21 protein-coding genes and 1 pseudogene are annotated in these 24,219 nt (G+C 60.8%); 11 read left to right on the top strand and 11 right to left on the bottom strand.

Features of this window, described 5'->3' with window-relative positions; all coding sequences use genetic code 11:
* The 7 genes from HMPREF1531_RS06095 to HMPREF1531_RS14315 all read left to right on the top strand — a co-directional run.
* A partial coding sequence (locus HMPREF1531_RS06095; RefSeq protein WP_016669055.1) for an ABC transporter substrate-binding protein occupies positions 1 to 1,074 on the top strand: 1,074 nt, incomplete at its 5' end.
* Positions 1,074 to 2,135 carry an ABC transporter permease gene (locus tag HMPREF1531_RS06090; protein WP_016669054.1) on the top strand — a complete coding sequence of 354 codons (1,062 nt, stop codon included), beginning with the start codon at positions 1,074 to 1,076 and terminating at the stop codon, positions 2,133 to 2,135. The genes HMPREF1531_RS06095 and HMPREF1531_RS06090, both read left to right, overlap by 1 nt.
* Positions 2,132 to 2,989 carry an ABC transporter permease gene (locus HMPREF1531_RS06085; protein WP_016669053.1) on the top strand — a complete coding sequence of 286 codons (858 nt, stop codon included), beginning with the start codon at positions 2,132 to 2,134 and terminating at the stop codon, positions 2,987 to 2,989. The genes HMPREF1531_RS06090 and HMPREF1531_RS06085 overlap by 4 nt, the downstream gene beginning before the upstream one ends.
* A gap of 7 nt (positions 2,990 to 2,996) precedes the next feature.
* Positions 2,997 to 3,794, top strand: a complete 798-nt coding sequence (locus HMPREF1531_RS06080) for an ATP-binding cassette domain-containing protein (protein WP_016669052.1) — start codon at positions 2,997 to 2,999, stop codon at positions 3,792 to 3,794.
* Entirely contained in the window at positions 3,788 to 4,417 is a 630-nt protein-coding gene (locus HMPREF1531_RS06075; protein WP_016669051.1) for an ABC transporter ATP-binding protein, read from the top strand. The genes HMPREF1531_RS06080 and HMPREF1531_RS06075 overlap by 7 nt, the downstream gene beginning before the upstream one ends.
* Before the next feature lie 147 nt (positions 4,418 to 4,564).
* Complete coding sequence (locus HMPREF1531_RS06070) at positions 4,565 to 5,662, top strand: adenosine deaminase (protein WP_016669050.1); 1,098 nt, start codon at positions 4,565 to 4,567, stop codon at positions 5,660 to 5,662.
* Between the two features lie 163 nt (positions 5,663 to 5,825).
* Positions 5,826 to 7,853 (top strand): vWA domain-containing protein, encoded by a 2,028-nt coding sequence (locus tag HMPREF1531_RS14315; RefSeq protein ID WP_016669049.1) that lies wholly within the window; start codon positions 5,826 to 5,828, stop codon positions 7,851 to 7,853.
* A gap of 449 nt (positions 7,854 to 8,302) precedes the next feature.
* Here HMPREF1531_RS14315 and HMPREF1531_RS06060 read toward each other — a convergent pair whose 3' ends face one another.
* The 6 genes from HMPREF1531_RS06060 to HMPREF1531_RS06035 form a co-directional block, all read right to left on the bottom strand.
* Positions 8,303 to 9,244 (bottom strand): hypothetical protein, encoded by a 942-nt coding sequence (locus tag HMPREF1531_RS06060; protein WP_016669048.1) that lies wholly within the window; start codon positions 9,242 to 9,244, stop codon positions 8,303 to 8,305.
* A 30-nt stretch (positions 9,245 to 9,274) separates the two neighbouring features.
* The gene (locus HMPREF1531_RS06055; RefSeq protein WP_016669047.1) at positions 9,275 to 9,802 is read right to left on the bottom strand and encodes a hypothetical protein; all 528 of its coding nucleotides are present in this window, start codon (positions 9,800 to 9,802) and stop codon (positions 9,275 to 9,277) included.
* 3 nt (positions 9,803 to 9,805) lie between these two features.
* The gene (locus HMPREF1531_RS06050) at positions 9,806 to 10,237 is read right to left on the bottom strand and encodes a hypothetical protein (RefSeq protein ID WP_156860195.1); all 432 of its coding nucleotides are present in this window, start codon (positions 10,235 to 10,237) and stop codon (positions 9,806 to 9,808) included.
* Positions 10,234 to 11,307 (bottom strand): hypothetical protein, encoded by a 1,074-nt coding sequence (locus tag HMPREF1531_RS06045; RefSeq protein ID WP_016669045.1) that lies wholly within the window; start codon positions 11,305 to 11,307, stop codon positions 10,234 to 10,236. Before HMPREF1531_RS06045 ends, HMPREF1531_RS06050 begins: the two co-directional genes overlap by 4 nt.
* Before the next feature lie 81 nt (positions 11,308 to 11,388).
* A complete protein-coding gene (locus HMPREF1531_RS06040) occupies positions 11,389 to 12,141 on the bottom strand; it encodes a hypothetical protein (protein ID WP_156860194.1) in 753 nt (250 codons plus the stop codon).
* Positions 12,142 to 12,409: 268 nt separating this feature from the next.
* On the bottom strand, positions 12,410 to 14,116 hold the full coding sequence (locus HMPREF1531_RS06035; protein ID WP_016669043.1) for a phospho-sugar mutase: 1,707 nt from the start codon (positions 14,114 to 14,116) through the stop codon (positions 12,410 to 12,412).
* An 87-nt stretch (positions 14,117 to 14,203) separates the two neighbouring features.
* On the opposite strand from HMPREF1531_RS06035, the gene deoD reads away from it, so the two are divergent.
* Positions 14,204 to 14,917 (top strand): purine-nucleoside phosphorylase, encoded by a 714-nt coding sequence (gene deoD, locus HMPREF1531_RS06030; protein WP_016669042.1) that lies wholly within the window; start codon positions 14,204 to 14,206, stop codon positions 14,915 to 14,917.
* Between the two features lie 99 nt (positions 14,918 to 15,016).
* Here deoD and HMPREF1531_RS06025 read toward each other — a convergent pair whose 3' ends face one another.
* The 3 genes from HMPREF1531_RS06025 to ileS form a co-directional block, all read right to left on the bottom strand.
* Complete coding sequence (locus HMPREF1531_RS06025) at positions 15,017 to 15,934, bottom strand: CAP domain-containing protein (protein ID WP_016669041.1); 918 nt, start codon at positions 15,932 to 15,934, stop codon at positions 15,017 to 15,019.
* Between the two features lie 173 nt (positions 15,935 to 16,107).
* Entirely contained in the window at positions 16,108 to 16,923 is an 816-nt protein-coding gene (locus HMPREF1531_RS06020) for a GNAT family N-acetyltransferase (protein ID WP_198011000.1), read from the bottom strand.
* 60 nt (positions 16,924 to 16,983) lie between these two features.
* Positions 16,984 to 20,136, bottom strand: coding sequence for an isoleucine--tRNA ligase (gene ileS, locus HMPREF1531_RS06015; protein ID WP_016669039.1), 3,153 nt, complete (start codon positions 20,134 to 20,136; stop codon positions 16,984 to 16,986).
* 702 nt (positions 20,137 to 20,838) lie between these two features.
* Here ileS and HMPREF1531_RS06010 point away from each other — a divergent pair.
* From HMPREF1531_RS06010 to HMPREF1531_RS14145, 3 genes and pseudogenes are all read left to right on the top strand, one after another.
* Positions 20,839 to 21,336 (top strand): RNA polymerase sigma factor, encoded by a 498-nt coding sequence (locus tag HMPREF1531_RS06010; RefSeq protein WP_016669038.1) that lies wholly within the window; start codon positions 20,839 to 20,841, stop codon positions 21,334 to 21,336.
* The gene (locus HMPREF1531_RS12870) at positions 21,333 to 22,589 is read left to right on the top strand and encodes a hypothetical protein (RefSeq protein ID WP_016669037.1); all 1,257 of its coding nucleotides are present in this window, start codon (positions 21,333 to 21,335) and stop codon (positions 22,587 to 22,589) included. The genes HMPREF1531_RS06010 and HMPREF1531_RS12870 overlap by 4 nt, the downstream gene beginning before the upstream one ends.
* Positions 22,571 to 23,185, top strand: a pseudogene (locus HMPREF1531_RS14145) (LiaF domain-containing protein); the annotation flags it as partial. The gene HMPREF1531_RS12870 and the pseudogene HMPREF1531_RS14145, both read left to right, overlap by 19 nt.
* 136 nt (positions 23,186 to 23,321) lie before the next feature.
* On the opposite strand, the gene recR reads toward HMPREF1531_RS14145, so the two are convergent.
* Together recR and HMPREF1531_RS05990 are read right to left on the bottom strand one after the other, a co-directional pair.
* On the bottom strand, positions 23,322 to 23,921 hold the full coding sequence (gene recR, locus HMPREF1531_RS14140; protein WP_036897348.1) for a recombination mediator RecR: 600 nt from the start codon (positions 23,919 to 23,921) through the stop codon (positions 23,322 to 23,324).
* 10 nt (positions 23,922 to 23,931) lie between these two features.
* On the bottom strand, positions 23,932 to 24,210 hold the full coding sequence (locus HMPREF1531_RS05990; RefSeq protein WP_442852400.1) for a YbaB/EbfC family nucleoid-associated protein: 279 nt from the start codon (positions 24,208 to 24,210) through the stop codon (positions 23,932 to 23,934).
* Between the last annotated feature and the right edge of the window lie 9 nt (positions 24,211 to 24,219).

Here is a 24,219-nt window from a genome sequence, read left to right as displayed (position 1 = left end):
AAACCAGTCGGCTCCGGGCCCTGGAAATTCGCCGACTACATCCAAGGACAACAACTCATCCTGGAACGCAACGACAACTACCACGGCGAAAAAGCGAAATTTGCCAAAGTGACCATCTTGTTGATGGCCTCAGACGCCGGATTGGCGGCAGCCAAAGCGGGGCAGGTGGACCTGGCGTTCACCTATCCGAACTTCTCGCAACAGGTCCCGACCGGGTTCACCATGGTCTCGTTACCGACCTTCGACTACCGTGTCATTTCGCTTCCCTGCCAGCAACCGGGAGCCTGGGAGGTCGATGGCAAGGCCGTCGGCAACGCGGTGACCAGCGACCGGGAGTTGCGTCGCGCGATGGCGCTGGGCGTTGATCGCAAACAACTCGTCGACCAGTGCCTGCTGGGCTACGGCGACGTCGCCTTCGATGCCTTCGACGTCTTCCCCTGGGGTGTGCGAGCCGAGGAGAACTCGCTCACCGACGGAGACGTCGAACAGGCACGCCAGATCCTTGACGCGGCCGGCTGGGCCACCGGCGCGGATGGAATGCGAGCAAAGGGAGACCTCAAGGCGAGTTTCACCCTTCACTATCCGCCAACCGACCCTGCCCGCCAAGCCTTGGCGGAAGGCTTTAAGAAACAGATGCAGGCCTTGGGCATCGACGTGCAATTAGATGCCTTGGATTTCACCGGCATCAAGGAGAATAACCGAGTGAACTCCGTCGTACTGGGCGGTGGCAAATTCACCCCCTACTCGGTTCACAATCAGCTCAGCAGCGAAGGCACCCGAGAGAAGGGATGGCTGAATATCGCCTGCTGCACCAATCCCACCGTGGAACAGAATCTCACGAAGGCCTTGGAATCCACCGATACCGAAACCGCTAACCAGCACTGGCGCGATGCCCTGTGGGATGGCGAGACCGGGGGTAGCATCCTCGGTGACAGCCCCTACATCATGTGTTGCTACGTCAGGAACAACTACTTCGTGCGTCAGGGGCTGGACATCGGTGAGCAGCACCTGCACCCGCACGATCACTTCCTACACGTCATCTACAACCTCAACACCTGGCAGGTGAGTTCCTGATGACGGCATCGTCTCCCGCGACGGCTCCCGAGAAACCTGGAACCACTGGAAGTGAACCACAACGCAATCCACTAGGCCGCTGGTCCGGAATTGCCAGCTACATACTGTGGCAGATCCTGAAATGCATCTCACTCATCGTCGCCGTCAGTGCGCTCACTTTCTTTCTGGCGAAGATCTCCCCCATCGATCCGGTCGCAGCCTATTTCGGTAGTGAATCCCAGGCCTCACCCGAGCAGCAGGCGGCGCTGGCCGCCAAATGGGGACTGGACAAACCGGCACTAGTGCAATTCGGACTGTGGTGGCGCAATCTGCTGCATGGAGATCTGGGAACCTCCCTGATGCTGGAACGCCCGGTCGTCACCGTGATCCGCGACGGTTTGGCCAATTCTTCGCTGTTGTTGTTCTCCGCCTGGTTGATCTCCGGAGTCATCGGAGCGTTCCTGGGAGTAGTCGCCGGAAAGAATGAAGGAAAATGGATCGACCGGATCATCTCCGGAGTGTGCTACGTCTTCGCCGCGATCCCCACCTTCTGGTTCGGAATGGTCATGCTGCTGTTGTTCGCGGTATGGCTCGGTTGGTTCCCGATCGGGCTGTCGGTGCCTATCGGCAGCACCCTGGGCGACGCCAGCCTCGGTGAGCGGATCCATCACGCAGCCTTGCCCGCACTGACACTGAGCCTGCTGGGAATCTCCACGATCACCATGCAGACCCGCACGAGGCTGATCAACGAACGCCACTGCGACTACGCCCTGTTCGCTACCTCGCGCGGAGAGACCCCGTGGCAGTTCATCTGGCGCCACGGCCTGCGCAATGCCTTGATGCCCTTCGTCACCCTGCAATTCGGCTCGATCTCGGAGATCATCGGTGGCTCGGTGCTCGCCGAGTCGGTGTTCAGCTACGCCGGATTGGGAGCGATCACCGCGTCGGCCGGGGTCAAGGGTGACCTCCCACTGCTCATCGGCATCACCTTGATCAGCGCGACACTTGTCTTCCTAGGCAACCTCGTCGCGAACCTGCTCTACCCCATCATCGATCCCCGCATCAAGGAGAAATGGTCATGAGTGCCCTGCTGCTGAATTCCGACCCGGTCGTCGAACGGTGGAACGGGCACAAGACCGCAACGCTAGTCTTCGCCCTCACCTTGGTTCTGCTGCTGACGGCAGGCATCGGAGGATCGCTGATCCCCGAGAGTACCTACGCAGTCCATTTTGATCAGACGAACCTCCCACCGAGCCCGGCCCACCCCTTCGGCACCGACTGGCTCGGACGCGACATGGGATTCCGGGCGCTCAAAGGATTGTCGATCAGTATTCGCATCGGCCTGTTCGCATCGATCGTTTCCTCTCTCATCGCCTTGCTGATGGGTATCGGGGCCGCGGTGCTGGGCGGGTGGTTCGACCGTTTCGTCCTATGGCTCGTCGACCTGATGCAGGGTATGCCGCACCTGATCTTCATGATCTTCATTGCCATTCTCGTGGGCCGTGGCATCCCGGGAGTGATGATCGGCGTTGCCGCCACCCACTGGGTGGGACTGTGCCGTATCGTGCGCGCCGAGACCATCCATCTACGCACCAGCCCCTATGTGATCGCCTCGCGGCAGATGGGGCGATCCAAATGGTTCATCGCCACACGCCACTACATCCCCTACATCGTCCCGCAGACCCTCGTCGCCACGGTATTGATGTTCCCTCACGCGATCCTGCACGAATCCGGTCTGACCTTCTTGGGGTTCGGCATACCGATGGAGTTGCCCGCCATCGGCGTGATCTTGTCCGAGTCGATGCGCTACCTCAGTTCCGGTTACTGGTGGTTGGCGGTCTTCCCAGGGCTGTTGCTGCTGGGATTGGTACTGACCATCGACCGCTGCGGCAACTCCCTGTCCACGCTGATCAGCCCGTCCACGGCACAGAAGTAGGTGTGAGATGGCACTTCTCGAAGTACACGATCTATGCGTCGGATTCCGGATGTACCGCAGCTTCTACCGCCGGTCGCTGGGATTCGCCGTCGACCACCTGAGTCTATCCGCCGAGCCCGGGCAGATCCTGGGCATCGTCGGAGCCTCGGGCTCGGGAAAGAGCTTGCTTGCCCACGCCATCATGGGTCTGCTGCCCCACAACACGGTGGTGCAGGGGGAGATCTCCTATGATGGTCAACCCATCACCAAACAGCGTCTCCCCGAGTTGCGACGCACCGAGTTGGCTCTCATCCCGCAGTCGATCAGTTACCTTGACCCACTCAAGCGGGTGCGTTCCCAGTTGATTGAGGGCAGGACTCCCGATGCCGAGGAATTGGAACAGATTGCCGAACGGTTCGGATTTCAGCCCGGCGATCTGGCCAAGTATCCCTTCCAGTTGTCGGGGGGCATGGCCCGGCGAATCCTGTTGGCCACAGCGATGCTCAGTTCCGCACGATTGATCATTGCTGACGAACCGACCCCTGGGCTACCGGTGGATCTTGCTCGGCAGATGCTCGCCGATTTCCGTTCCCTTGCCGACGAGGGCCGCAGCGTCATCATCATCTCGCACGACGTGGATCTCATCGCGGCCGTCGCCGACCGGGTGGCGATCCTCAACCGGGGCAGGCTCGTCGGCGAGATGAGCTCCCATGAATTCACCCATCCCGACGAATCAGACACCGATCCCTATGCCAAGGCGCTGTGGAAAGCCCTTCCGCAAAATGATTTCATTACCTCTGTCTCCGGAAAGGCCGATTCATGCTGAGCGCACGCAACATCACTTTCGGCTACCGGGGGCACCAGCCGATTCTCAACCATGTCACCCTTGAGGTAGCCGAAGGTGGAAGGACCGGGCTCGTCGCCCCGTCGGGATACGGGAAATCGACTCTCGGCAAGATCATGGCAGGGTGGATCCGTCCTCGCCATGGCACGGTCGAGGTAGACGGGAAGCCGCTGGCCCGCACCGGAGTCTGCCCGGTGCAGTACATCAACCAGAATCCGGAGCTGAGCGTCAACCCACGATGGCGGATGCGGGAAGTGCTCGTCGAGTGCTGGGACGTAGACCAGGAGACCAGGGATAGCTTGGGCATTGAGGATGCCTGGCTGGAGCGCTTCCCGGGGGAGCTCAGCGGTGGCGAGCTGCAGCGGTTCTGCATCGCTAGGGTGCTGCATCCCGGGCTGCGCTATCTCATCGCGGACGAGATGACGACGATGCTCGACCCGCTCACCCAGGCTCAGATCTGCACCCGGCTGGTTGCCCTGGCCTCCCAGCGCGGAATCGGCCTGTTGTTCATCAGCCACAATCCCGCCCTTCTCAAGAGATTGTGCACGACGATCATCCGGCTAGATGAGATCAACGTGCCTGGTGAAGTGCGGGTCGCGTCATGAGGTGCGGAATCGGCAGATGACACGTACCTCGGGGCAACGTGACCGACGGGTTCCCACGCCCAGAGTGCCACGACCCCAGATTGTGACCGGCAGAACTCGTCTCGGGTACTGCCGGTCACATTACGTGCGGGCAATTACGCTTGATGCATGGCCGACGAAGCGTTCTTCCGCAACCTGCCGAAGGTGTCCCTGCACGATCATCTGGACGGGGGCCTGCGCCCTGCAACGATGCTGGAGATCGCCGACGAGGTGGGCCACACGCTGCCCGCTTCCACCCCAGATGCCTTGGCAACGTGGTTCACCGATGCCGCGAACTCCGGCTCGCTGGAACGCTATCTCACGACCTTCGCCCACACGACTGCCCTCATGCAGCGCGCCGAGGACCTGCGCCGGGTGAGCGCGGAGTGGGTTCTCGACCAGGCTGCCGATGGGGTCGTCGCGGCCGAGACCCGGTGGGCTCCCGAGCAACACCAGACCATGGGGTTGTCCCTGGACGAGACGGTTGAGGCGGTTGCCCAGGGGCTTCGCGACGGCATGGCCCAGGCTAAGGCCGCAGGAACCCCGATCATCGCCCGGCAGATCTTATGCGCGATGCGGCACGCTGACCGTTCGCTGGAGATCGCCCGGCTGGCGCTGCGGCACCGCGACACCGATCTGGTTTGTGGTTTCGACATTGCGGGTGGCGAAGTGGGTAATCCTGCCTCGAAGCACAAGGCGGCCTTCGACCTGCTGCGTCATGAAGCTTTCTACTACACGATCCACGCCGGCGAGGAGGGTCCGCTGTCGAGCCTGCTCGATGCCATCGACTGTGGCGCGATGCGCATCGGTCACGGCGTGCGGACCGCCGACGACATTTCCCGGCGCACCGATGGCTCCTTCGTGCTGGGGCGACTGGCCTCCTTCATCCGCAACAACCGGATTCCGCTGGAAATCTGCCCCACCTCGAATGTGCAGACTGGGGCCGTTACGGAGCTTGCAGCTCATCCGCTCGGGGTGCTCGCCTGGCTGGGATTCACGGTGACGATCAACTGCGACAACAAGCTGATGGGCGGCACCACCCTCAGCCGTGAGTATGCGCTGGTCGCCAGCGCCTTCCAGCTCTCCACCACCGAAATGGCTCAATTCGCCCTGGCCGGGGCCTCCGCGCTGTTCCTGGATCACGACGAACGAGAAGCGCTGCTCCGGGATATGACGAGCGCCTGGATGGCTGCCTCCTTCACCGACCAGAGCGGTCAGCAGCACTGAGCCTCAGCGGGGAGCGGAAACGCATTCCGCGTCCCACGATGCCCATCTTCACGAATGGCTGTTCTGTTCTCTGGTTGGTTAGTGCTTTTGCGGAAGTGACCCTCGTTTGGGGTTAGCCTGTGGGAAATTGTGGGTAGTGGTCGTAGAATGAGGAGATGCTGTGATGCGTCGGTTGGTTGGCACTGTCGTGGCTGTGTTGGCGATGTTGTGTACGGGTGTGGTTTTTCCTGTTGCTCATGCTCAGGAGCAACCGCCGACGGTATTGATCTTGGATGCTTCGGGGTCGATGTTGGCTACTGATGTGGGTGGCGGCACTCGTATGGATGCGGCTAAAACAGCCATCTCGAATTATTTGGATAAGGCGACCGGAACACCACCGGGTCTGGTGGTGTATGGCACCAACACTGGTAGTTCGGATGACGAGAAACAAGCTGGGTGTCAAGACGTCACCACACTGGCTCGTCCTGGTCAGGCCACGACTGGGGATCTGAAAGCCAAGGTGGCGGGGATCAATGCCAGTGGATACACTCCGATTGGTAAATCATTACAAGAAGCTAACTCGTTGCTGCCTGGTGAAGGAGACCGCACGATCGTGTTGGTGTCTGATGGTATTGATACGTGTGCTCCGCCTCCGGTGTGTGATGTCGCTAAGCAGTTGAAAGCTACCGGTACTCAACTCGTGGTGCACACCATCGGTTTTCAAGTCGATGAACAAGCCCGTGCGGAACTGCAGTGCATCGCCGATGCTACCGGTGGCACCTATGCCGACGCGAAAGATGCTGGATCACTGGAAAACACCATCACTACCGCCAGCACCCGAACAGCCACCAGCTACACATTCCCCGATAGAACCATTCAAGGAGTATGGGCCTCACCCGATGCGCCAGTAGATGCAAGTGATCTGACTGCTGAGCAGATCGCTGGGTTCCCGCTAGTAGAACCCGGCACCAAAGACAACCCCGCACGCTTCCACCTCACCCTACCCAAGGTCTCCGGAGGAACCGACGCCGCCGATACGCGTGATGCATACCTTCGAGTACCAATGGCCGAAGGAACACGCCTACAAATGGGCGCCACCGCAGTACCCCCCACCAGAACCGGAACTATTCACACCGATCCCAATGGAAATACCAAATACGAGGCGATCCTTTCCATGTCGATCGACCAATATAACGAAAATGGCTTTGGCTGCTACAATGGCTGGCAAGGGTTCAGAATGGCTGAGCTATCGTTCGAGCTACCGGTTTCCCAGCGATACACCGGGTCGGTGATTGGCGGCGAAGACGATTGTGCCGTCGGTAATACCTTAGTGCGGTTCAGTTTCGGTGGCAGCGCGTTGTCGTTGCAGGAGCCGATTGATGTGGATGTGACGTTGGCTGCGGTGGCTGAGCCTACCGATCTGGGGGATCCGATCAACCACACCGAGCCCACCGAGCGCACCAATAGCCAGTTGGTGCCACCCACAGCTGGAAACGACACCCACGTGTCGGCGTCTTATACCCCCGATCACGCACAACTACTCAACGGCACCACGACCGCCGAGATCGTCGAAGGTGAAACCCAATACTTCGCCATCGACCTCGGCTGGGGACAACACCTCGACGCCAACCTCGAAATCCTCAAAGACGACTACATTGACAAGGGCCTTGAAGGCATCAACCGACAGCTGGAGGTCAGCGCTTTGGGGTCACTGGGACAACCTATAGACCTGGTCAGCCGCACCCACAAGGATGGCTTCAACTTCAACAACGTCCACGTTGAACCCGGAGACGGGCTAGATTTCGGGACTACTCTCCCGGTCACCTACGCCAACACCACCGAATTCAACTCAACCCGCAACGGTTCGTGGTTGGCTGGGCGTCACGTGATCGGGGTGAGCATGATGAACGCCACTGGCAGCAGAACCGATGCCACCACCCAGTCCACACCGGTCACTTACCGGCTCACCCTCACCCCAACCGGAAACACCGTCCAAGGCCCCACCTTCCCCGACACCCCCATCCTAAAACCCACCACCACCACTTCATCAACCAACACCACCACACCCGACCAACAACCCACCACAACCAACAACACCACCACCGGCCTACCCCTATGGGGCTGGGCAGCAATCGGCGCCACAACAATCATCACCGCAGCAATCATCGCAGCCATCCTCACCCTGCGACACACACGCAAAAACCACCACTAACCCAACAACCTGACCGAATCCATCTCATGGTTAGACGATTGACTGCGCCAACAACTAAAATGATCAACAACATTAGATCTGCGTGTTTCATGGGCAGTGATGAAAGACAAGTTTTTTCGGAGATGTGAGATGAAACCTGTGTTGTGTCGACATCGAGGTACGGTGAGGAGTTCAAGCAACTGGTCATGCTGAAGGCCGGTTGAGAGGTCCCACACGATCAGCAAGGTTGCCTAATTCTTACGGCTTGGTCGCGCAGGAGTCCCGGCGAAAGTATCGTATACGTACATCTATTGTGAAGAAAGCAACTACCTGACCTGTTTGATGTGCCGCTGTTTGGATATCGAGGGTTCCGGCTATTGGTCTGACGGAGCAGAAGTGCGCCAGAAACCCAATGTGTAGTGATCATGCATGGTTGGAAGTATCTTTGTTATTCTTCATTCCAGGGTTGGTCAGGCACCTTTGGTGATACAGCCTTTGAGTTGGTCACGGTGAGCACTGAGGTCACCGATGCTGGTAGTGGTGACCTCCCAGCACAGATCCTCACCCTGGTGGAAGAAGGTAATGGATACCAACGACTGGTAATCAAGAATTTGAGAATTCTCAACAGAGGCAACCACCTCAGCAACCGACGTAGAAGAAAACTCATTCACATCAAACGGATTACTACCCACCGTAGCCTTGGTATCACACGAGACCGGGAACGGAGTAGACGAAGAAGAAAGAAGCGCCGTCATACTAGGCACACACGATTCACCGAGCGCATTGGTAGCCACCGGCCCATCCAAACTAAGCAAAGCCTGATTAAAATAATAACTAAACCTGTGAACCTTCGAAGTACCCATCACCGTCACATAAGCTTGCTTGAGCACATCAAGATCAGCAGCAACCTGCGGATCAATCCGCGGAACATAAAACAACCCACCATCAAGCATCGACTGCTCATCGATGGCCTTCTTCTCGCGACCCAAACACTCGACTTGGGTACCGATGGCCCCTGTCGGCGTGACCATCGAGGTGACAATGGCCGAGTAGCATCCATCGGGGTTGAATGCACCGTTCGCAATGCTCACATAACTATCGAGAGAAAAATTATCAACACTCGTCGGACCCGTTGCCGCAAAAGAAGGATACCGTGAATCTTCGACAATAATTTTCCCGTCCTTCAACCAGGCGGACATCACTTTCCCAGCATCCACCCAGAATATCGAGACCGTAGGATTTCGCTCATCAGTTTTCACGACAACTTTCATGCCAACAATATCGTTTCCCGTCCTGGCGATGATTTTATCGAGCTGGGTTTGCGGATCATCCTTAAACAGGCTGCATCCGCCCAACAAGGACGCCAGAACAGCAACAACAACACCCACAGCAACCGGGCGAACACGTATCACGATACCTCCATGCTGACGATCAGAGTCGGTTCAGAACAGTGAATCGGTGCCCTTCTGACCCTTGGGAATATTGCACCGGCCGGTCTCGGCCACCGTGGTGCCGGAGCTATACTCCGACTCTCTGGTCAGCAACTGACGTGTCGCCTCGGTAGCTGCCTCTAGTTTGACCCCAAGCTGTTTGGCGGCCTGAATCCATGGTTGCGTCTCTTCCTCCGTGAACGCCACGAAATCAATCACCTCACACACGCAGGCATCAACCACAGCAGCCCGCATGAAAAAATCCTCATTTGAAATACTACCTGCACCAAAATCTCCAGTCTCTCGTGGCGCACTTTTGGCTGCTTCTTTGCACCATTTCAATCTTTTGCCGATGGCTCCGTGGATTGCCTCACTCACGATGCCTTGTATCAGTGACACTGATTCCACCAGGTCACGGGTGTTGGTCGTCAATGACTCCAACGACGCCAGCCGCTTGGTCTGGTCCAACGCATTCTGCCGGTAGGAATCACCTGCCGCCGACTGCCAACTGTTGATGGTCTCCGCCTGGGTGTCTGCCACGATCTACTCCAGTAGCACCGTGGCCTTCGCCCACCCGTCATAGGGAGACTGGTTCTTGCCCGGCCCATCAGCGGTAGCAGCCCACGGACCCATCACTCCGCCCACGACACTGTCTTCACCGATGCCCCCGACATTCTCCTCGCCCACCAGACGCCCCAGATTCGCAGTCACCCGCGCAATAAACGCATCAAAATCCTGCTGCGTGGTCGTCGCATCATACCCATCAGTGCACAACGGGCCATCCGCGGCAGCCTTCGCGTTCTCCACCTCCGCACGATCATTGCTCAACGCCAGATGGAAACAATCAACCAGCTCCCGCAATCTGTCAGTGATATCCCCACCAGTGAAAACCGTTGCCGTGCGATCCCCATGCACCGAAACAAATTTCCCTGACGGAACATAGGTCATCTCACTCTCAGCAGAAGAAACGCTCACTTCTCCACCACCTTTTCTCCGACGCCCGCGTTTTCCTGTTCGGTCTGGCTGTAGCCTGCGGCCGAGGCGCCCAGATTCGTCGATGTGCTGGTCATCTGCGTGGTCGAAGTCCCGGCAGTGTCCACCGCTGCCAGCTCTGCTCCGCTGTAAGCGGCCAGGGGCTGGGAAACTTTCTCGAAAGTGACCTTCTCCAGACCATCGATCAGCGATTGCACGGCTCTCATCCGCTCACCGAGATCGTCCCAGCGTTTCCTCGACCGGTCGATGTCGACGGGATCCACCTCAATGCCCGGTCTCCCACCAAATGAGGAGAGCTGGCTCTCTTGGCCAAGATTGCCTCCCGCAACAGGCCCCACCCCTGCACCGGAGTCCATGCCCGTTCCGGGGTCGGCACTTGGGGATGTTCCACCAGGGATAGCCGGAGCATGCTGCCCAGGCATACCGCTGGTTTCGTCAGTACCGTGGGTGACACCGGGGCTGGTGCCTGTCCCGGGGGTGGGTGTTATCCACGTTCCGGTGGCCGGATCATAAACATGCCCGGTGACCGGATTCGTGTACCTACCAGTGCCCGGATCATAGGTGCCGAACCGTTCGACGAACCCCGGATCAGACGGCGACCACGGCCTACCCGTCGCCGGATTGATACCAAATCCATAATCGGTACCCACTGAACTAGCAGCCACCGTCCCACCACCAGCACCAAGACCAGCCCCGCCCGGCGAACCAGTGCCCGCACCGCTGACTGGCCCACCGCTTCCAGCACTACCGAGCACCGAGCCCGTCGAACCCAGCCCACCACCAGCAGAACCAGCACCCAACCTGCCTGATCCACCAGCCCCAGTGACACCCACAGGATTCCCTACACCACCCATCATCGGCGGCATCGCCCCAACAGGACCACCAGCCGCGCTGCTGCGTTTCTGGGCTCGCACGGTCGGGTTGATGTCCTCCTCTGTCAGTTCAAGCTCCTTGAGCACATCATCGGTGTCTGCCCGGTAACCGGAGAGCTCCGGGGTGGCGGCACGAGCCTGGGCCGGAGTTTCTTGACTGATCGAGGGCTTCTTAACCATCAGCGGGAATCCTTCCGGTGTATGGGGACAGCACCATTATGGTTTGGCCAAGGACCATCACAGGCATGAGGTGGGCGGTCATCACAGGGACAATCCGTTTTGGAAACTCAGAAGGAGGCTTCGATCAAGCTTGTCATACTCCCGGGCCAGCAACTCCCGCTCACCGAATTCCACCCGTGGTGGCCGGAACTTCTTGAGGGCCTGCCGCCACGCAGTCATCACGCCACGCGACAGTTCACTTGAACGCACCGGACCCTCGATCCACTCCGGATCGAAGCGGGCCGACACCGGATGCCCGAACAGCCCCAAGGTCACAACAACTCCCTTGCCGAAAGCCGACCCGACAGCTGGTTCGCCGACCCACCGCGTCGGCATCGCATCAGTGAGTTCCGCCATCCGGGCATCAATCCGGCACCGCTCCCGGCGGACGATCTCCAAGGTCTGCCAGCTGATGGCGTCGCCGAAAGCCTTGGCAGGCAGCGGGGCAGGACGGGGAAGCGGATGCTCACCGGTGTGACACACCGCATTCATTGCAGCAAATGCGGTAAAGAATGCGTGGTCGAGGCGCGAATCGCGCAGTTTTTCCCGCCAGTTCAATGACACCCGCACGCGACCCGGAGCACCCTCGTCACCGGGCCACACGCGCACCGCCCTGAGCCCATCAGGGAACCCCTGCATTGGATTCCACGCTTCCTCCGCGGCACCAGGCCCAGCACCCTCATCGGTTTCGGGATCATCACCGGATTCCCCGGATACATCCTGCTGCCCGTAGATAGGGGCAGCCAAGAACTCGTCGTCGTCCTCCCAGACCACATCATTGTTCCTGCGGATCACACATCACGATGCTAGAACTCCCGCATCCGCCGGGAAAGGCAATGAAGACCAGGTCTCAGGATATGGACGTGACGTGCAACGCCCGCCCTCTCACCGAATATGGAAATAGGAGCGACGAGCACCGCTGACCAACGATGTGACCGGGCACTCCCCGTCTCCCAGTACTCAATTCACAATGTTGAGGCAAGCGCTTCCTCAGCGCACCGTGACCGAACAAATCCCAATGACAGGCGCCCAGCAATCACACCGACATGGCAGGAGCTACTCATCAAAATCCAAGCTCGGCGGTTAGTTCCTCCCGGATTCGGGCCAGCCGGTCAGCGGCCCGTCGCCGTGCTGCGCCGAGATCCTCACGACCGGACACCGGTTCGCGCACCTCCACGTAGCACTTGAGTTTTGGTTCGGTGCCCGAGGGGCGCACCACTACGCGATCACCCACGGTGCTCTCTATTCGATAACCGACGGTGGCGGGCAGCCCCCGGTATCCCAGCGACAAATCGGCGAACTCGCTCACCTGGTGTCCCCCAAGCCCGGTCGGCGGATCGGCGGCAAGACGTTCCAATCCGGCGACAATCACCGAGCGATCGGCGACCCGGAAGGTGAGTGGCGCAGTGACATGCAGCCCATGGGCGACGTCGAGGTCATCAAGAAGATCGTCGACACTCCTGCCCTTGGCGGTGAGTTCGGCGACCATCGCGCAGGCGATCAGTCCCGCCGTGATGCCGTCCTTGTCCCGGACTACCTCCGGATCCAAGCAGTAGCCGATGGCTTCCTCGTAACCGTAGACAACTCCGGGACCCCGGACGATCCATTTGAAACCGGTGAGGCTCTGACGAGCGGTGATGCCATGGGCCGCGGCAATGGCATCACACATTGATCCCGAGACCAGCGAGCGTGCGAAAACCGGTGGCTCCCCGCCGCCCTCGCCCACCGGAATCTTGGCGGCCAGGTGCTGGGCGAACAACGCCCCGAGCTGGTCACCCGACAATTGCCGCCAGGCCCCGGAGCGATCCGGCACCGCGACCGCACACCGATCGGCATCGGGGTCGAGGGCCACCACGAGATCGGCCTTCACCTCACGAGCCTTGTCACAGGCAAGATCGAGCGCCCCAGCCTCCTCGGGATTAGGAAAGGCGATGGTCGGGAAATCCGGGTCCGGGCTGCACTGGGCAGCAACTGGATACAGCCGGGAGACCCCTGCCGATTCCAGCAGCCGAGTTGCCACCGGCGCACCGACCCCATGCATGGCGGTGAGCACCACCGCCAACCTCGCCATCTGATCTTGGTCCACGCCCAGACGACCGGCGAGCTTCCCGGCAGCAGCCAGGTACTCGTCGACGATCGTCTCGTCCAGCACCCGCCATCCGTCATCGGCGACGGGCACCTCGTCGGCCCATCCGATCTCTTCAATCGCAGCCATCACCCGGGAATCCATCGGGTCGACGAGTTGCACACCACGTTCATGAGCCGCGACGATGCGCCCACCCAGATAGACCTTGTAGCCGTTGTCGGCGGCAGGATTGTGGGATGCGGTCACCATGATGCCCGCATCGGCTCCCAGATGCCGCACCGCGAAGGCGAGCAGCGGGGTGGGCAGCGCGCGGGGCATGACCATCACATCGCACCTGGCAGCCGTCGCCACCCCAGCAGCAGTGCGGGCAAACTGCGCGGAACGGTGCCTGGCATCGAAACCGATCACCATCCTCGGGTGCTCGGCCATCTGGCCGAGCACCGCACACAGCCCGGCGGTCGCGGTGGCGACAATTGCGGTGTTCATCCGATTCGGTCCAGGCCCCATCTCACCCCGCAGCCCGGCTGTCCCGAAGAACAGCCGACCAGTCATCGCCCCGGTAATCCGATCCAATGCACCGGCGTCGCCACGCTTAGCCCTTCCCACCCACTCGGACAGCGTTTTCCGATCGCTCGGATCCGGATCGTGGGCGATCCACCGCTCGGCCGCTGCAACGACATCCATCCTGGCCCCCTTCAATCATCCCGGTTCACCCATTGCACCGCATCCGGGTTCCGCAGGACAATCACTGCGATGAAGATCGGAGGATCCATGGCCACACCACATATCTGCGCTGCCCCCGGCGACTTCGCCCCGGCGGTGCTCATGCCCGGAGATCCCAGGCGAGCCGCCCGCATCGCTGGACAGTTGCTCGACGATGCGGTGATGGTGACCGACGTGCGCGGCATCCAGGGATTTACAGGCACCCACCGAGGCAAACCGCTGTCGGTGATGGCCTCTGGCATGGGGATGCCGTCGATGACCATCTACGCCACCGAATTGTTCCACTACTACGGGGTGCAGCGACTCATCCGGGTCGGCACCTGTGGGGGAATCTCGCCGAAAGTGCAGGTCGGTGACGTCATCATCGCGCTGGGTGCGCACACCGATTCGAATATGAACCAGCAACGCATTCCCGGGATCAACTTTTCGGCGGTGGCCTCCTTCGAGTTAGCCCGCGCCGCTATCGATGCCGCCGCCGACATGGACGAGGTGCACATCGGGATGGTCACCTCCCACGACCATTTCCACTTGCCATCATGGGATCCACTGCGCAACGAACGGCTGGCCGCCCACGGGGTACTCGGAGTGGAGATGGAAGCTGCCGGGTTATTCGGCGCCGCCGCAGAGTTCGATGCCCAAGCCCTGGCCGTGCTGACCGTCTCCGATGATCCGAACGATCCATCCAAGAATATGACCGCTGAGCAGCGGGAAACCTGTTTTCAAAAGGCCTTGGGGTTGGCGACGGCAGCAGCCCTCTCCTGAGACATTCACCGCATCATGCGGGAAAATTCATCCTCGCACTGACATCGTCTCAGCTGAGCGAAAAGACTTGGTGATCAATATCCCAGCCGCAAAACCTGGTCAGGGGCGCAGGAGCCCGATGACGAACAGGGCACCGCCTACGACGAAGATGAAGCCTCCAGCCAAGAAGCCTCCCTTCTTCCATGGGCTCGAGTTCACCAATCGTGCGGTGGCCGAGGGACTGGCTTCTGGTGTCGACGTGTCCTGCTGTGATGATGAGGGCACCGACCCGCCGCCGTCTGGGGCCGTTGTGGGCTGCGTTGCTGATGCAGGGGCGTCGGCCGCAGTGGACTCCGGCGTCTCAATGGCCGCCGTCGTCGTCTCGGGCAACGCAACCGACGGTTCACTCGTTGGCGGGGCTGCTGTCGTAGTCTCCTGGGCCGGAGCCGTGGTCGTCTGAGTCGGAGGCTGAGGCTTCTGGGCAGGAGTGGTGGGCGTGGGCGCCCCGCCGCTGACCGTCAGCTTCGAAGTATCCGGGTACTGGGCAAAATTCTGGGTTCCGTACCAGGTGCCTGAGACCGGATCCTGGGCGACACCGATCCCGATCGAGTTCGCAGCAGGATCGACCATGTTCGCGTAGTGACCTGGAGAATTCAGCCATTGCTCGTAAAAGCCAGCACCGACATCACCGCCGCCGCTTCGCCACGCGATGTTCTCGGAACCTGACTGATAACCAGCCGGATAGGATTTGATGAAATCCGGCCTATGCTCCATCTTCCGGGAGGCCGCCATCTGCTCGGACCAGTCCTGGGAAACCGAATCCAACTCAACGAACCGGGTGACCGGCTGCAGGCCCTTCGAGACGCGCAGGGCGTTCACCTTCGCGAGGATCGTCTCCGCATACTGCTGTCCTTCGGCGGTGATATTCGCCGGACGGACGATACCCCCTCGCTGCGGCGGAGCGGCGAACGCCGTCTGCGGGATGACGGCCATCGTCGCGACGGAACACAGCACCAGAACGGCGCGGGAGAGTTTCATGCTGCTCCTCGGTCGGGATCCACAGTCCCCCTAAGGCAAGCACATCAATGGGGCACGAACGGGTCACGCCAAGCAGTTGCCATGAAACTTCCACAAACCAGTTCAGTGCCGCTGAACGGCCTTGACCTATTATGGCCGCATCCCCGAACCAAGAATATGTCTTTGACAAGGCATCAACCCGTGAATCGGGGCTCTCGGAAGTGGAAATCGAAGGTGTGCGCCACCGAATAGCCAACCTGCTCGTAGGCACGGATCGCGCCGGTGTTGTGCGCATAGGCGGACAACAGACACACCCCGTCGCGGTCGATCATCCGCTGGGAAATGACTGCGAGCATGCTACGGGCCACACCCCGGCGACGATGAGCCGGAGCAACGACCAACCCGGCAAGATGCCCCTTGCCGGCACCGTTGGGATGCGCGGTAATACAACCAATGAGCCGACCCCGGTCGTCGCGCAGGCCAACCCACAGCAGGTTCTCACCGCGCCCCGGGTTACCTTCGAACAGCGGGTTGACCGGCAACGCGAAGGCATTGATCTCCTCGGCGTCGGCGATATCGTCCAACTCGACCAGGTCCCAGGCTGGATCGGGTTCGCAGGCCGGCTGTTTCGTCCACATCCACACCCAGTCGGACTCGTGGCCTTCGCCTCGCTGCCATTGCCCGCCGCCCGGCCAGTCGTTGTGGATATCGACGCTCAGCCAGCACAGTCGCTGTCTAGCTCGCATGCACCGGTCGTCGAGCAGGGACACCGCCTCGTCGACCGCGGAAGTCCCAAGGGTGTCGACACCCACGATGAGCGCGCCACACCGCCCGAAACGATCGGGGCTCTCCATTTCCATCCAGCCAGAATCGCTGACGAACAGTTGCCCATCTGGGTTCGCCTCGTGCAGCAGATAGGGGTCGGGGCCGAAGCGCTCAATGACCTCGGGAAGATTGGCTCTGCTCCACACAGGCATCAGATTACCGGCCGGGACGATGTCCCATCCCATGCCCATCGTGGCCGTTGGGGTCCGTAGCTGGCATCCAGCGGCCACGATGCGCAAGAAACATCAGACCTTGATCACCCGAACGGCGAGACCAAGTTCCTCGTCGCGCGCCCAGTCCGGGGCCGCATCACCGGATTGGATGTCCAAGGCCAGCACCTCGGACGCGATCTGGTCGGCGTACTCGGCCATCACCGAGGCAACATCCTCGCGTACGGAGGCCCACTCCAGCCGAATCCGGTCAGAGATCTCCAAACCAGTGGCTTTCCGGTTCTCCTGCACCAGCCGGATCACCTCGCGGGCAATGCCTGCGCGCACCAGTTCCTCTGTGAGGGTCAGGTCCAAGGCGATGGTCTGCCCGTCCTGTTCCACTACGGCCCACCCCTCGCGCGGGCGCTCGGTGATGAACAGATCGCCAGCCCCCAAGGTCACCTCTCCAATACCGGGCACCTCAATGGTCGCCTCACCGCTGGCAGCCAGTGCCGCAGACAATGCCGCCGCATCCGCGGTGGCCACTGCCCCGGCGACAACGGGAGTCTGCTTGCCGAAACGCTTTCCAAGAGCACGGAAATTCGCCTTGGCTGCAAAATCCACCACATCACCAGCGTCGGCGAAGGTATCGACTGCACCGATATTGAGTTCGGCAACGATCTCAGCGATCAACTCCTCGTCCAGTTGAGCGCGAACCCCCGACCCGATCAGAGCACGGGCCAACGGCTGACGAGTCTTCACCTTCGCATCGGCACGGGCAGCGCGACCCAGCTCGACAAGCTGGCGGGTCACCCCCATCGCCGAATTCAGGGAGGCATCGATCAGCGCGGTATCGGCCACCGGCCACGATGACAAGTGCACCGAGGTAGGCCCGGTGGGATCGGTGGGCACAAAGAGCTGCTGCCAGACGTGCTCGGTAATGAAGGGCACCAGCGGTGCCATCAGCCGGGTGAGCACGTGAAGAGTCTCATGCAGGGTCCACAGCGCCGACGGATCGCCATCCCAGAAGCGGCGACGTGAGCGGCGCACATACCAGTTAGACAGATCATCGACAAAGGCTGAGATCAAGTTGCCAACGTGCTGGGTGTCGAAGCTCTCCAGGTGCGCGGTCACCTCGGCCACCAGTTCCTGGGTGGCCGAGACCAGCCAGCGGTCCAGCACATGACGCCCGGCGACGACCGGTGCCTCACCCTCAGGGCCCCAGCCATTGGCCCTGGCGTACAAGGAATGGAAGGCCACCGTGTTCCAATAGGTGAGCAGGACCTTGCGGATAACCTCCTGCATGGCGGCATGCCCCACACGCCGACCCGCCCAGGGCGAACCCGAGCAGGCCATGAACCAGCGCACCGCGTCGGCCCCATGCCGTTCCATCAGCGGGAGCGGCTCCAGGATATTGCCCAGGTGCTTGGACATCTTGCGGCCATCCTCGGCAAGGATGTGACCTAGGCACAGCACATTGCGGTAAGAGGATTGGTCAAAGACCAAAGTGCCCACCGCCATCAGCGTGTAGAACCAGCCACGAGTCTGATCGATCGCCTCGCAGATGAAGTCAGCTGGATAGTGCTGCTCGAAGTGCTTCTTGGAGCCCTCGGCCCAGGGGTAGCCCCACTGGGCGAAGGGCATCGACCCGGAGTCGAACCAGGCGTCGATCACCTCGGGAACCCGGCGGTAGGTACCCGATTCACCCGGCAGGGCGAAGGTGATGTCATCGACGAAGGGCCGGTGCGGGTCGAGATCGGAAAGGTCGAGGCCAGCGAGTTCGCCCAACTCGGCGCGGGAGCCGACGCAGATCATCTTCGATGGGTCCTCATCGTTGCGCCAGATCGGCAACGGGGTACCCCAATAGCGACTGCGAGACAAGGCCCAGTCGATGTTGTTGTTCAGCCAGTCGCCGTAGCGGCCGTGCTTGATGTTGCCGGGGTGCCAGTTGGTGGCCTCGTTCTCGTCCAGCAAGGCTTGTTTGATCTGGGTGGTGCGGATGTACCAGGAGGGCTGCGAGTAGTAGATCAGCGGGGTGTCGCAGCGCCAGCAGTGCGGATAGGAGTGGGTGTAATCAACCTTGCGGAACAGGATTCCACGGGCGGCGAGATCCGCCAGGATCGGGGCGTCGGCCTGTTTGAAGAATAGCCCGCCAACCAGATCGAGACCCTCGGCGAAGGTGCCGTCGGGACGTATCGGGTTGACGACCTCCAGGCCATAGGCCAAACAGGTGAGCCGGTCTTCGGCGCCGAATGCCGGGGCCTGGTGCACCACTCCGGTGCCGTCCTCTGTGGTGACGTAGTCGGCCAGCAGCACATAGTTGGCGTCGTTGCGGAAGTTCACCTGGGTGAACGGACGCTGATAGTGCCAGCGCTCCATGTCACGCCCACTGACCTCGTCAACGACGCGATAGGCCGGTTCCTCAGCACCGAGCACCTCCTCAAACAGATCCTTGGCGACGACCAGCGTGTCGGTGCCGTTGGTCACCTTTAAATAGGTGACCTCGGGATGTACCGCCGCGGCGGTATTGGAGATCAGAGTCCATGGGGTGGTGGTCCACACCAGCAGGTCGGCGCCTTGCCAAGGCCCGTCAAGCAGCGGGAAGCGGACGAAGATCGAGGGATCGGTGACATCCCGGTATCCCTGGGAGACCTCATGGTCGGACAGGGCGGTCTCGTCCCTGGGGCAATACGGGGTGACCCGATAATCCTCGACAAGCAGGCCTGCGTCGAAGATCTGTTTGAGGGCCCACCACTCGGATTCAACGTACTGGGGATCCATCGTCCAATAGGCCTCGTCGAGGTTCACCCAGTAGCCCATGCGGTGGGTCAGTTCTTGGAATTCACCGACGTAACGCGACACCGAGGCACGACACATCTCGTTGAACTTGGATACCCCGAAGGCTTCGATCTGCGACTTGTCCTCAATACCGAGTTCCTTCTCGACGGCCAGTTCGACAGGCAGCCCGTGACAGTCCCAGCCGGCCTTGCGATCAACGCGGAAGCCTTGCATCGTCTTGAAACGCGGGAAGACATCCTTAAATACCCGGGCCTCGATGTGATGGGTTCCGGGGTGCCCGTTAGCAGTGGGCGGGCCCTCGAAGAAGGTCCATGGCTTGCCGTCAGCGGTGGCCCGCCAACTGCGGGTAAAGGTGTCGTTGTCATCCCAGAACTCAAGGATCCGGTGATCCATCGCAGGCAGGTCAAGTTGGGCAGGAACGGCTTTGTAGCCACGGGTGGTGTCGCTCATCAATGTCCTTGGTCGGTTGTCCACTCAAGGGACGAGCGGTCATTGCCGACCACCCGCGGTACCACCCCTGTTGGGAAAAATCCCCACTCATTTCGTGTCCTGCTGCCGGTTCTACTGAGCCCATGGGGGCTGTTCTTCCGGCGGCTCCGGGGTGATGGCCCCATCACTGCCTTGCAGGCACCCGGTCATTGTAGGGGCGGGGCCACGAGACCCGAAATCGGTGGGCATCACGTGGCATCCACTCCATGCCCGAAATCCGACACGCCCTGATACAGCTCTGCATCTTTTCACATTTACCCTTGTCAAACCGAATATTATTGAGGTTCAGCAAAGGATCGGCGTCATCCATGTAACGAAACACTTCCCCCGGGGCGTCTAGAGGTCGTGAGCGGTTGCCGCGACCTTTTCGGGGATGTGTCGCTGTCAACCTATTGCCGCAGGCGTGGTGACTCGGATGGAGTGCCCAAGAACCTTCGGTGCTGGGAAGCTGTCGGGGACGTGCTTCTCGCTCAGTGTGAGCAGGACCCGCTGTCCATGGGAAAGGACTGACGGGTCCTGCCACGCGCTCGCATGGTCGGGCGCTAAACCATGTCGCTTTGACAACGAGAATCATCTATTATCAGGAGGGGATCATCGAGTGGATGCCGCGCGCCGAATGACACCGCCCCCGATCCCCCACATACAGACAACCGAGAGCGAGACATGGCAACCCCCAACGGTTATGAAGCCTTGGTCCAAGACCAAGGTCCATCGCTGTTCCGCCGTGCACTGTTGCTCTCCCACGACTGGCATCTCGCCGAGGACTTGGTCCAGGAGACTGCCGTGACTGCGCTGATGAAGTGGAAGAAGGTACAAGCGGCACAGGACCCTGCGGCCTATCTCCACACGATGCTCACCAATGACTTCCTCTCCCGGGCGCGCAAGCGTTCTTTCTCGGAGGCTCCGACGGAGATCCGGGTACCCGATACCGTCGACCCATGGGTCAATCTGGACAACGAACTCCAAGTGGCGGAGGGCTTGTCGGTGCTCAGCCCCATCGAACGTGCGGTGGTGATCGGACGCTACATGGATGATCAACCGGCAGCCCAAGTGGCCGAGCGGCTGGGCCGCACCGAGTCATGGGTGCGGGTGACCGCGCATCGTTCGCTGGCGAAGATGCGCGCCACCATGACCGAGGCCCCGGCAGGAGGGGTGCGATGAACCTGCTCGACCGTCTTCACAAGCTCGGGGCCACTCCTGCCGAGCCGAACGACTTCTTCGCCGACCTCACAGCCTCGGCCATCGGAACAGCCCAGCAGCGTCAGCGCGTCCGCGCCCAGCACACGGCCGTGGCCAGCGGAATCATCATCTCGGTGATTGCCATCGTCATCGTGATCTATGCCATGGTCAACGGTTTCGGTGATGGTCAGGATCCGACGCATCCCCCGGCCAGCCAGTCAACTCCGGTTCCATCTGCCATGAAGCCGAGCCCTAGCCAGACCCCGGTGCAGCCGACTCCTTCCGCTTCGCCTTCTAAGACCGAGGAGCCGCCCGCCCCGTCGTCGTTCGAGAAGCCAGCGCCGCCGGTCGCTCCGAGTCCCGAGCCCACGGTCTCCACCAGTACCCCGACACCGGCGTCCAAGCCGCTTCCCCGGACCGACAACGTCCCGGAGCCGACCGATTCCTCTCCATCGGTCACCGCCATAGTCCAGATTCCCATCGTCGCACCCGCCAAACCAGTTGACACCGACGGCGATGGATTGCCCGACGACACCGAGCGGCTCATCGGTACCGATCCGAATAATCCGGACACCGACAGTGATCGCCTTGATGATCATCTCGAATACGTCGTGCTGAAGACGGATCCGCTACGCGTCGACACCGATGGTGATGGATTGCCCGACGGCGACGAATACCTGGTGTACGGGACCAACCCGCTACTCACCGACACCGATGGCGATGGGCTCGATGATCGTACCGAGATCATTGTCTTGGGGACCAATCCGCGAGCTGCCGATACCGATGGCGATGGCTACGACGATGCTTGGGAAGTCCAAGTCGCCACCGATCCGAAGGTTCCTTCCGACAATCCGATGACCCCAGCCAATATGCCAATCTGCCGGACCGATGGCCTGACCGCAGGAAGATGGGCCCTTTCCGATGAGCCTGCCGCCGGACAATTCTCGGCGACTCTGACCGTGGCGAACACCGGGCGGATCACCTGCTGGATCACCCACATGCGGGCGCTTTTCGACGACGGCCAGCACCACACCATCAGGATGCAGGGCGATGTCAACCGTGTCGTCCCACTGAATGGCACTGGAACCGTCGGCGTCGTCTACACGACCTCCTCCGGTTGCCCACAAATCCCCGGTGTCCTCACCCTCAGCTTCTTCGAGACGAGAACCTCGGCCGACCCTTGGTTCTCGGCCTCAACACCGGCCGCCTGGCCGGTATGCCGCACCGACCCGTAAAAAACGATTGTGCCGGTCTGATCACGACGGGCGCCCAAGCGGGCATACCGTACACTCATCGCATGACCGAAACATGGCCGTTCGTCCCCGAACCTTTGCCGAGCGAGGAGCAACGTCAGAAGGCCATCACCGGACTAAACCAGGCATGGCAATCCGGGCAGATCACCGCCGAGGAGTTCAATCAACGGGTCCGGGGTATTCTTGATGCCCAAAGCCTTACCGAGGTCGAGCAGGTGGCTCCCCCACCGAACCAGCTCGAGCCTGTCACCCACACCGGCGAGATGATCACTGATTCGTGGGATTCAGAAAGCCGGAGCAGAGTTCCGGCACGCTGGGCACCGGAAGAGGCCGTTGGCCGAGCAGCAAGCATCGCTATCCTGGGTGGATCGACCTTGGCCGGGAACTGGACCCTGGCCCGCAACCTGTGGAATTTGACCGTCATGGGCGGCAGCGTGATCGATCTGCAAGAGGCGGAATTCACCGCACCGGTCACCGTCATCACGGTAGGCGCGTTCTGGGGTGGAGTCGAGATCATCGTTCCACCCGATCTGAATGTCGAAGTCCAGGGAACCGGCATCATGGGTGGTTTCGACTGGAATTCCAAGAAGGCCGCCGCGCACAAGGTAGATCCCGATGGCCCGAAGGTGATCATCCGTGGAATCGCGCTGATGGCTGGCGTCGAGATCAAACGCAAACGCCGCTTCAAACACGACGACAAGGACGAAAAATCGTTCACTCGACGAAGCGACGACCAGAAAATGCGCGACCGAGAGTCACCTCATCGGCATACTCGAGATCGGCACCGACAGGAAGACCGGAGGCGAGACGAGACACACGGATACCGGGAGTCTGACCGAGAAGACGACTGAGGTAGGTGGCGGTTGCCTCTCCCTCTAGATTGGGGTTCGTCGCGAGAATCACCTCGACGATCGAATCGTCGGACAGCCGCCGAACCAGTTCAGCGATGTGCAGGTCACCGGGGCCACGCCCGGCGATCGGGGAGATCGACCCACCGAGCACGTGATAGCGCCCCCGGAACTCGCGGGTGCGCTCAATGGCCACCACATCCTTGGACTCCTCGACCACGCAGATTGCGCTCGGATCGCGACGCGGATCACGGCAGATCCGGCAGACATCCTGGTCGGTGACGTTGAAGCACACATCGCAGAAGTGCACCTGAGCCTTCACTTTGTTCAAGACCTCGGCAAGGCGTTCGACGTCTTCGGCTGGCTGGTCCAGTAACCAGAAAGCGATTCGCTGGGCCGATTTCGGGCCCACCCCCGGCAGGCGCCCCAACTCGTCGATGAGGTCCTGGACTGGTCCGTCGTACAAAGTGCGCCTCTCAGAAACCCATGGGACCCATGAGCGAGGCTGCATGGTTCGTCATGGAGGTGGATGCCTGGCGCACCGCCGCGATGATCAGATCGGACAGGGACTCCAAGTCATCCATGTCCACTGCCTCTGGCTTGATCACCAGCCCGACGAGTTCACCCTGCCCGGTCAGGGTCGCGGTGACCATGTCGCCACCCGCAGTGCCGGTAAATGTCTTGGTGGCAAGCTCCTCCTGAGCTTGGGCGAGCTGTTCCTGCATCGCCTGGGCCTGCTGTAACAGGGTGTTCATGTCCATGCC

It is taken from the genome of Propionibacterium sp. oral taxon 192 str. F0372, assembly GCF_000413315.1.
Taxonomy (GTDB): Bacteria; Actinomycetota; Actinomycetes; order Propionibacteriales; family Propionibacteriaceae; genus Brooklawnia.
The sequence above is the reverse complement of the archived record's forward strand: the minus strand, read 5'-3'. Positions and strand labels throughout refer to the sequence as shown.

What these genes read in the sequence shown, in the direction of transcription:
- HMPREF1531_RS06090 (WP_016669054.1), top strand. Translation starts at nt 1,074, where the DNA reads ATGACGGCATCGTCTCCCGCGACGGCTCCCGAGAAACCTGGAACCACT.
- HMPREF1531_RS06085 (WP_016669053.1), top strand. Translation starts at nt 2,132, where the DNA reads ATGAGTGCCCTGCTGCTGAATTCCGACCCGGTCGTCGAACGGTGGAAC.
- HMPREF1531_RS06080 (WP_016669052.1), top strand. Translation starts at nt 2,997, where the DNA reads ATGGCACTTCTCGAAGTACACGATCTATGCGTCGGATTCCGGATGTAC.
- HMPREF1531_RS06075 (WP_016669051.1), top strand. Translation starts at nt 3,788, where the DNA reads ATGCTGAGCGCACGCAACATCACTTTCGGCTACCGGGGGCACCAGCCG.
- HMPREF1531_RS06070 (WP_016669050.1), top strand. Translation starts at nt 4,565, where the DNA reads ATGGCCGACGAAGCGTTCTTCCGCAACCTGCCGAAGGTGTCCCTGCAC.
- HMPREF1531_RS14315 (WP_016669049.1), top strand. Translation starts at nt 5,826, where the DNA reads ATGCGTCGGTTGGTTGGCACTGTCGTGGCTGTGTTGGCGATGTTGTGT.
- HMPREF1531_RS06045 (WP_016669045.1), bottom strand. Translation starts at nt 11,307, where the DNA reads ATGGTTAAGAAGCCCTCGATCAGTCAAGAAACTCCGGCCCAGGCTCGT.
- HMPREF1531_RS06035 (WP_016669043.1), bottom strand. Translation starts at nt 14,116, where the DNA reads ATGGATGTCGTTGCAGCGGCCGAGCGGTGGATCGCCCACGATCCGGAT.
- deoD (WP_016669042.1), top strand. Translation starts at nt 14,204, where the DNA reads ATGGCCACACCACATATCTGCGCTGCCCCCGGCGACTTCGCCCCGGCG.
- HMPREF1531_RS06025 (WP_016669041.1), bottom strand. Translation starts at nt 15,934, where the DNA reads ATGAAACTCTCCCGCGCCGTTCTGGTGCTGTGTTCCGTCGCGACGATG.
- HMPREF1531_RS06020 (WP_198011000.1), bottom strand. Translation starts at nt 16,923, where the DNA reads ATGGGATGGGACATCGTCCCGGCCGGTAATCTGATGCCTGTGTGGAGC.
- ileS (WP_016669039.1), bottom strand. Translation starts at nt 20,136, where the DNA reads ATGAGCGACACCACCCGTGGCTACAAAGCCGTTCCTGCCCAACTTGAC.
- HMPREF1531_RS06010 (WP_016669038.1), top strand. Translation starts at nt 20,839, where the DNA reads ATGGCAACCCCCAACGGTTATGAAGCCTTGGTCCAAGACCAAGGTCCA.
- HMPREF1531_RS12870 (WP_016669037.1), top strand. Translation starts at nt 21,333, where the DNA reads ATGAACCTGCTCGACCGTCTTCACAAGCTCGGGGCCACTCCTGCCGAG.
- HMPREF1531_RS05990 (WP_442852400.1), bottom strand. Translation starts at nt 24,210, where the DNA reads ATGAACACCCTGTTACAGCAGGCCCAGGCGATGCAGGAACAGCTCGCC.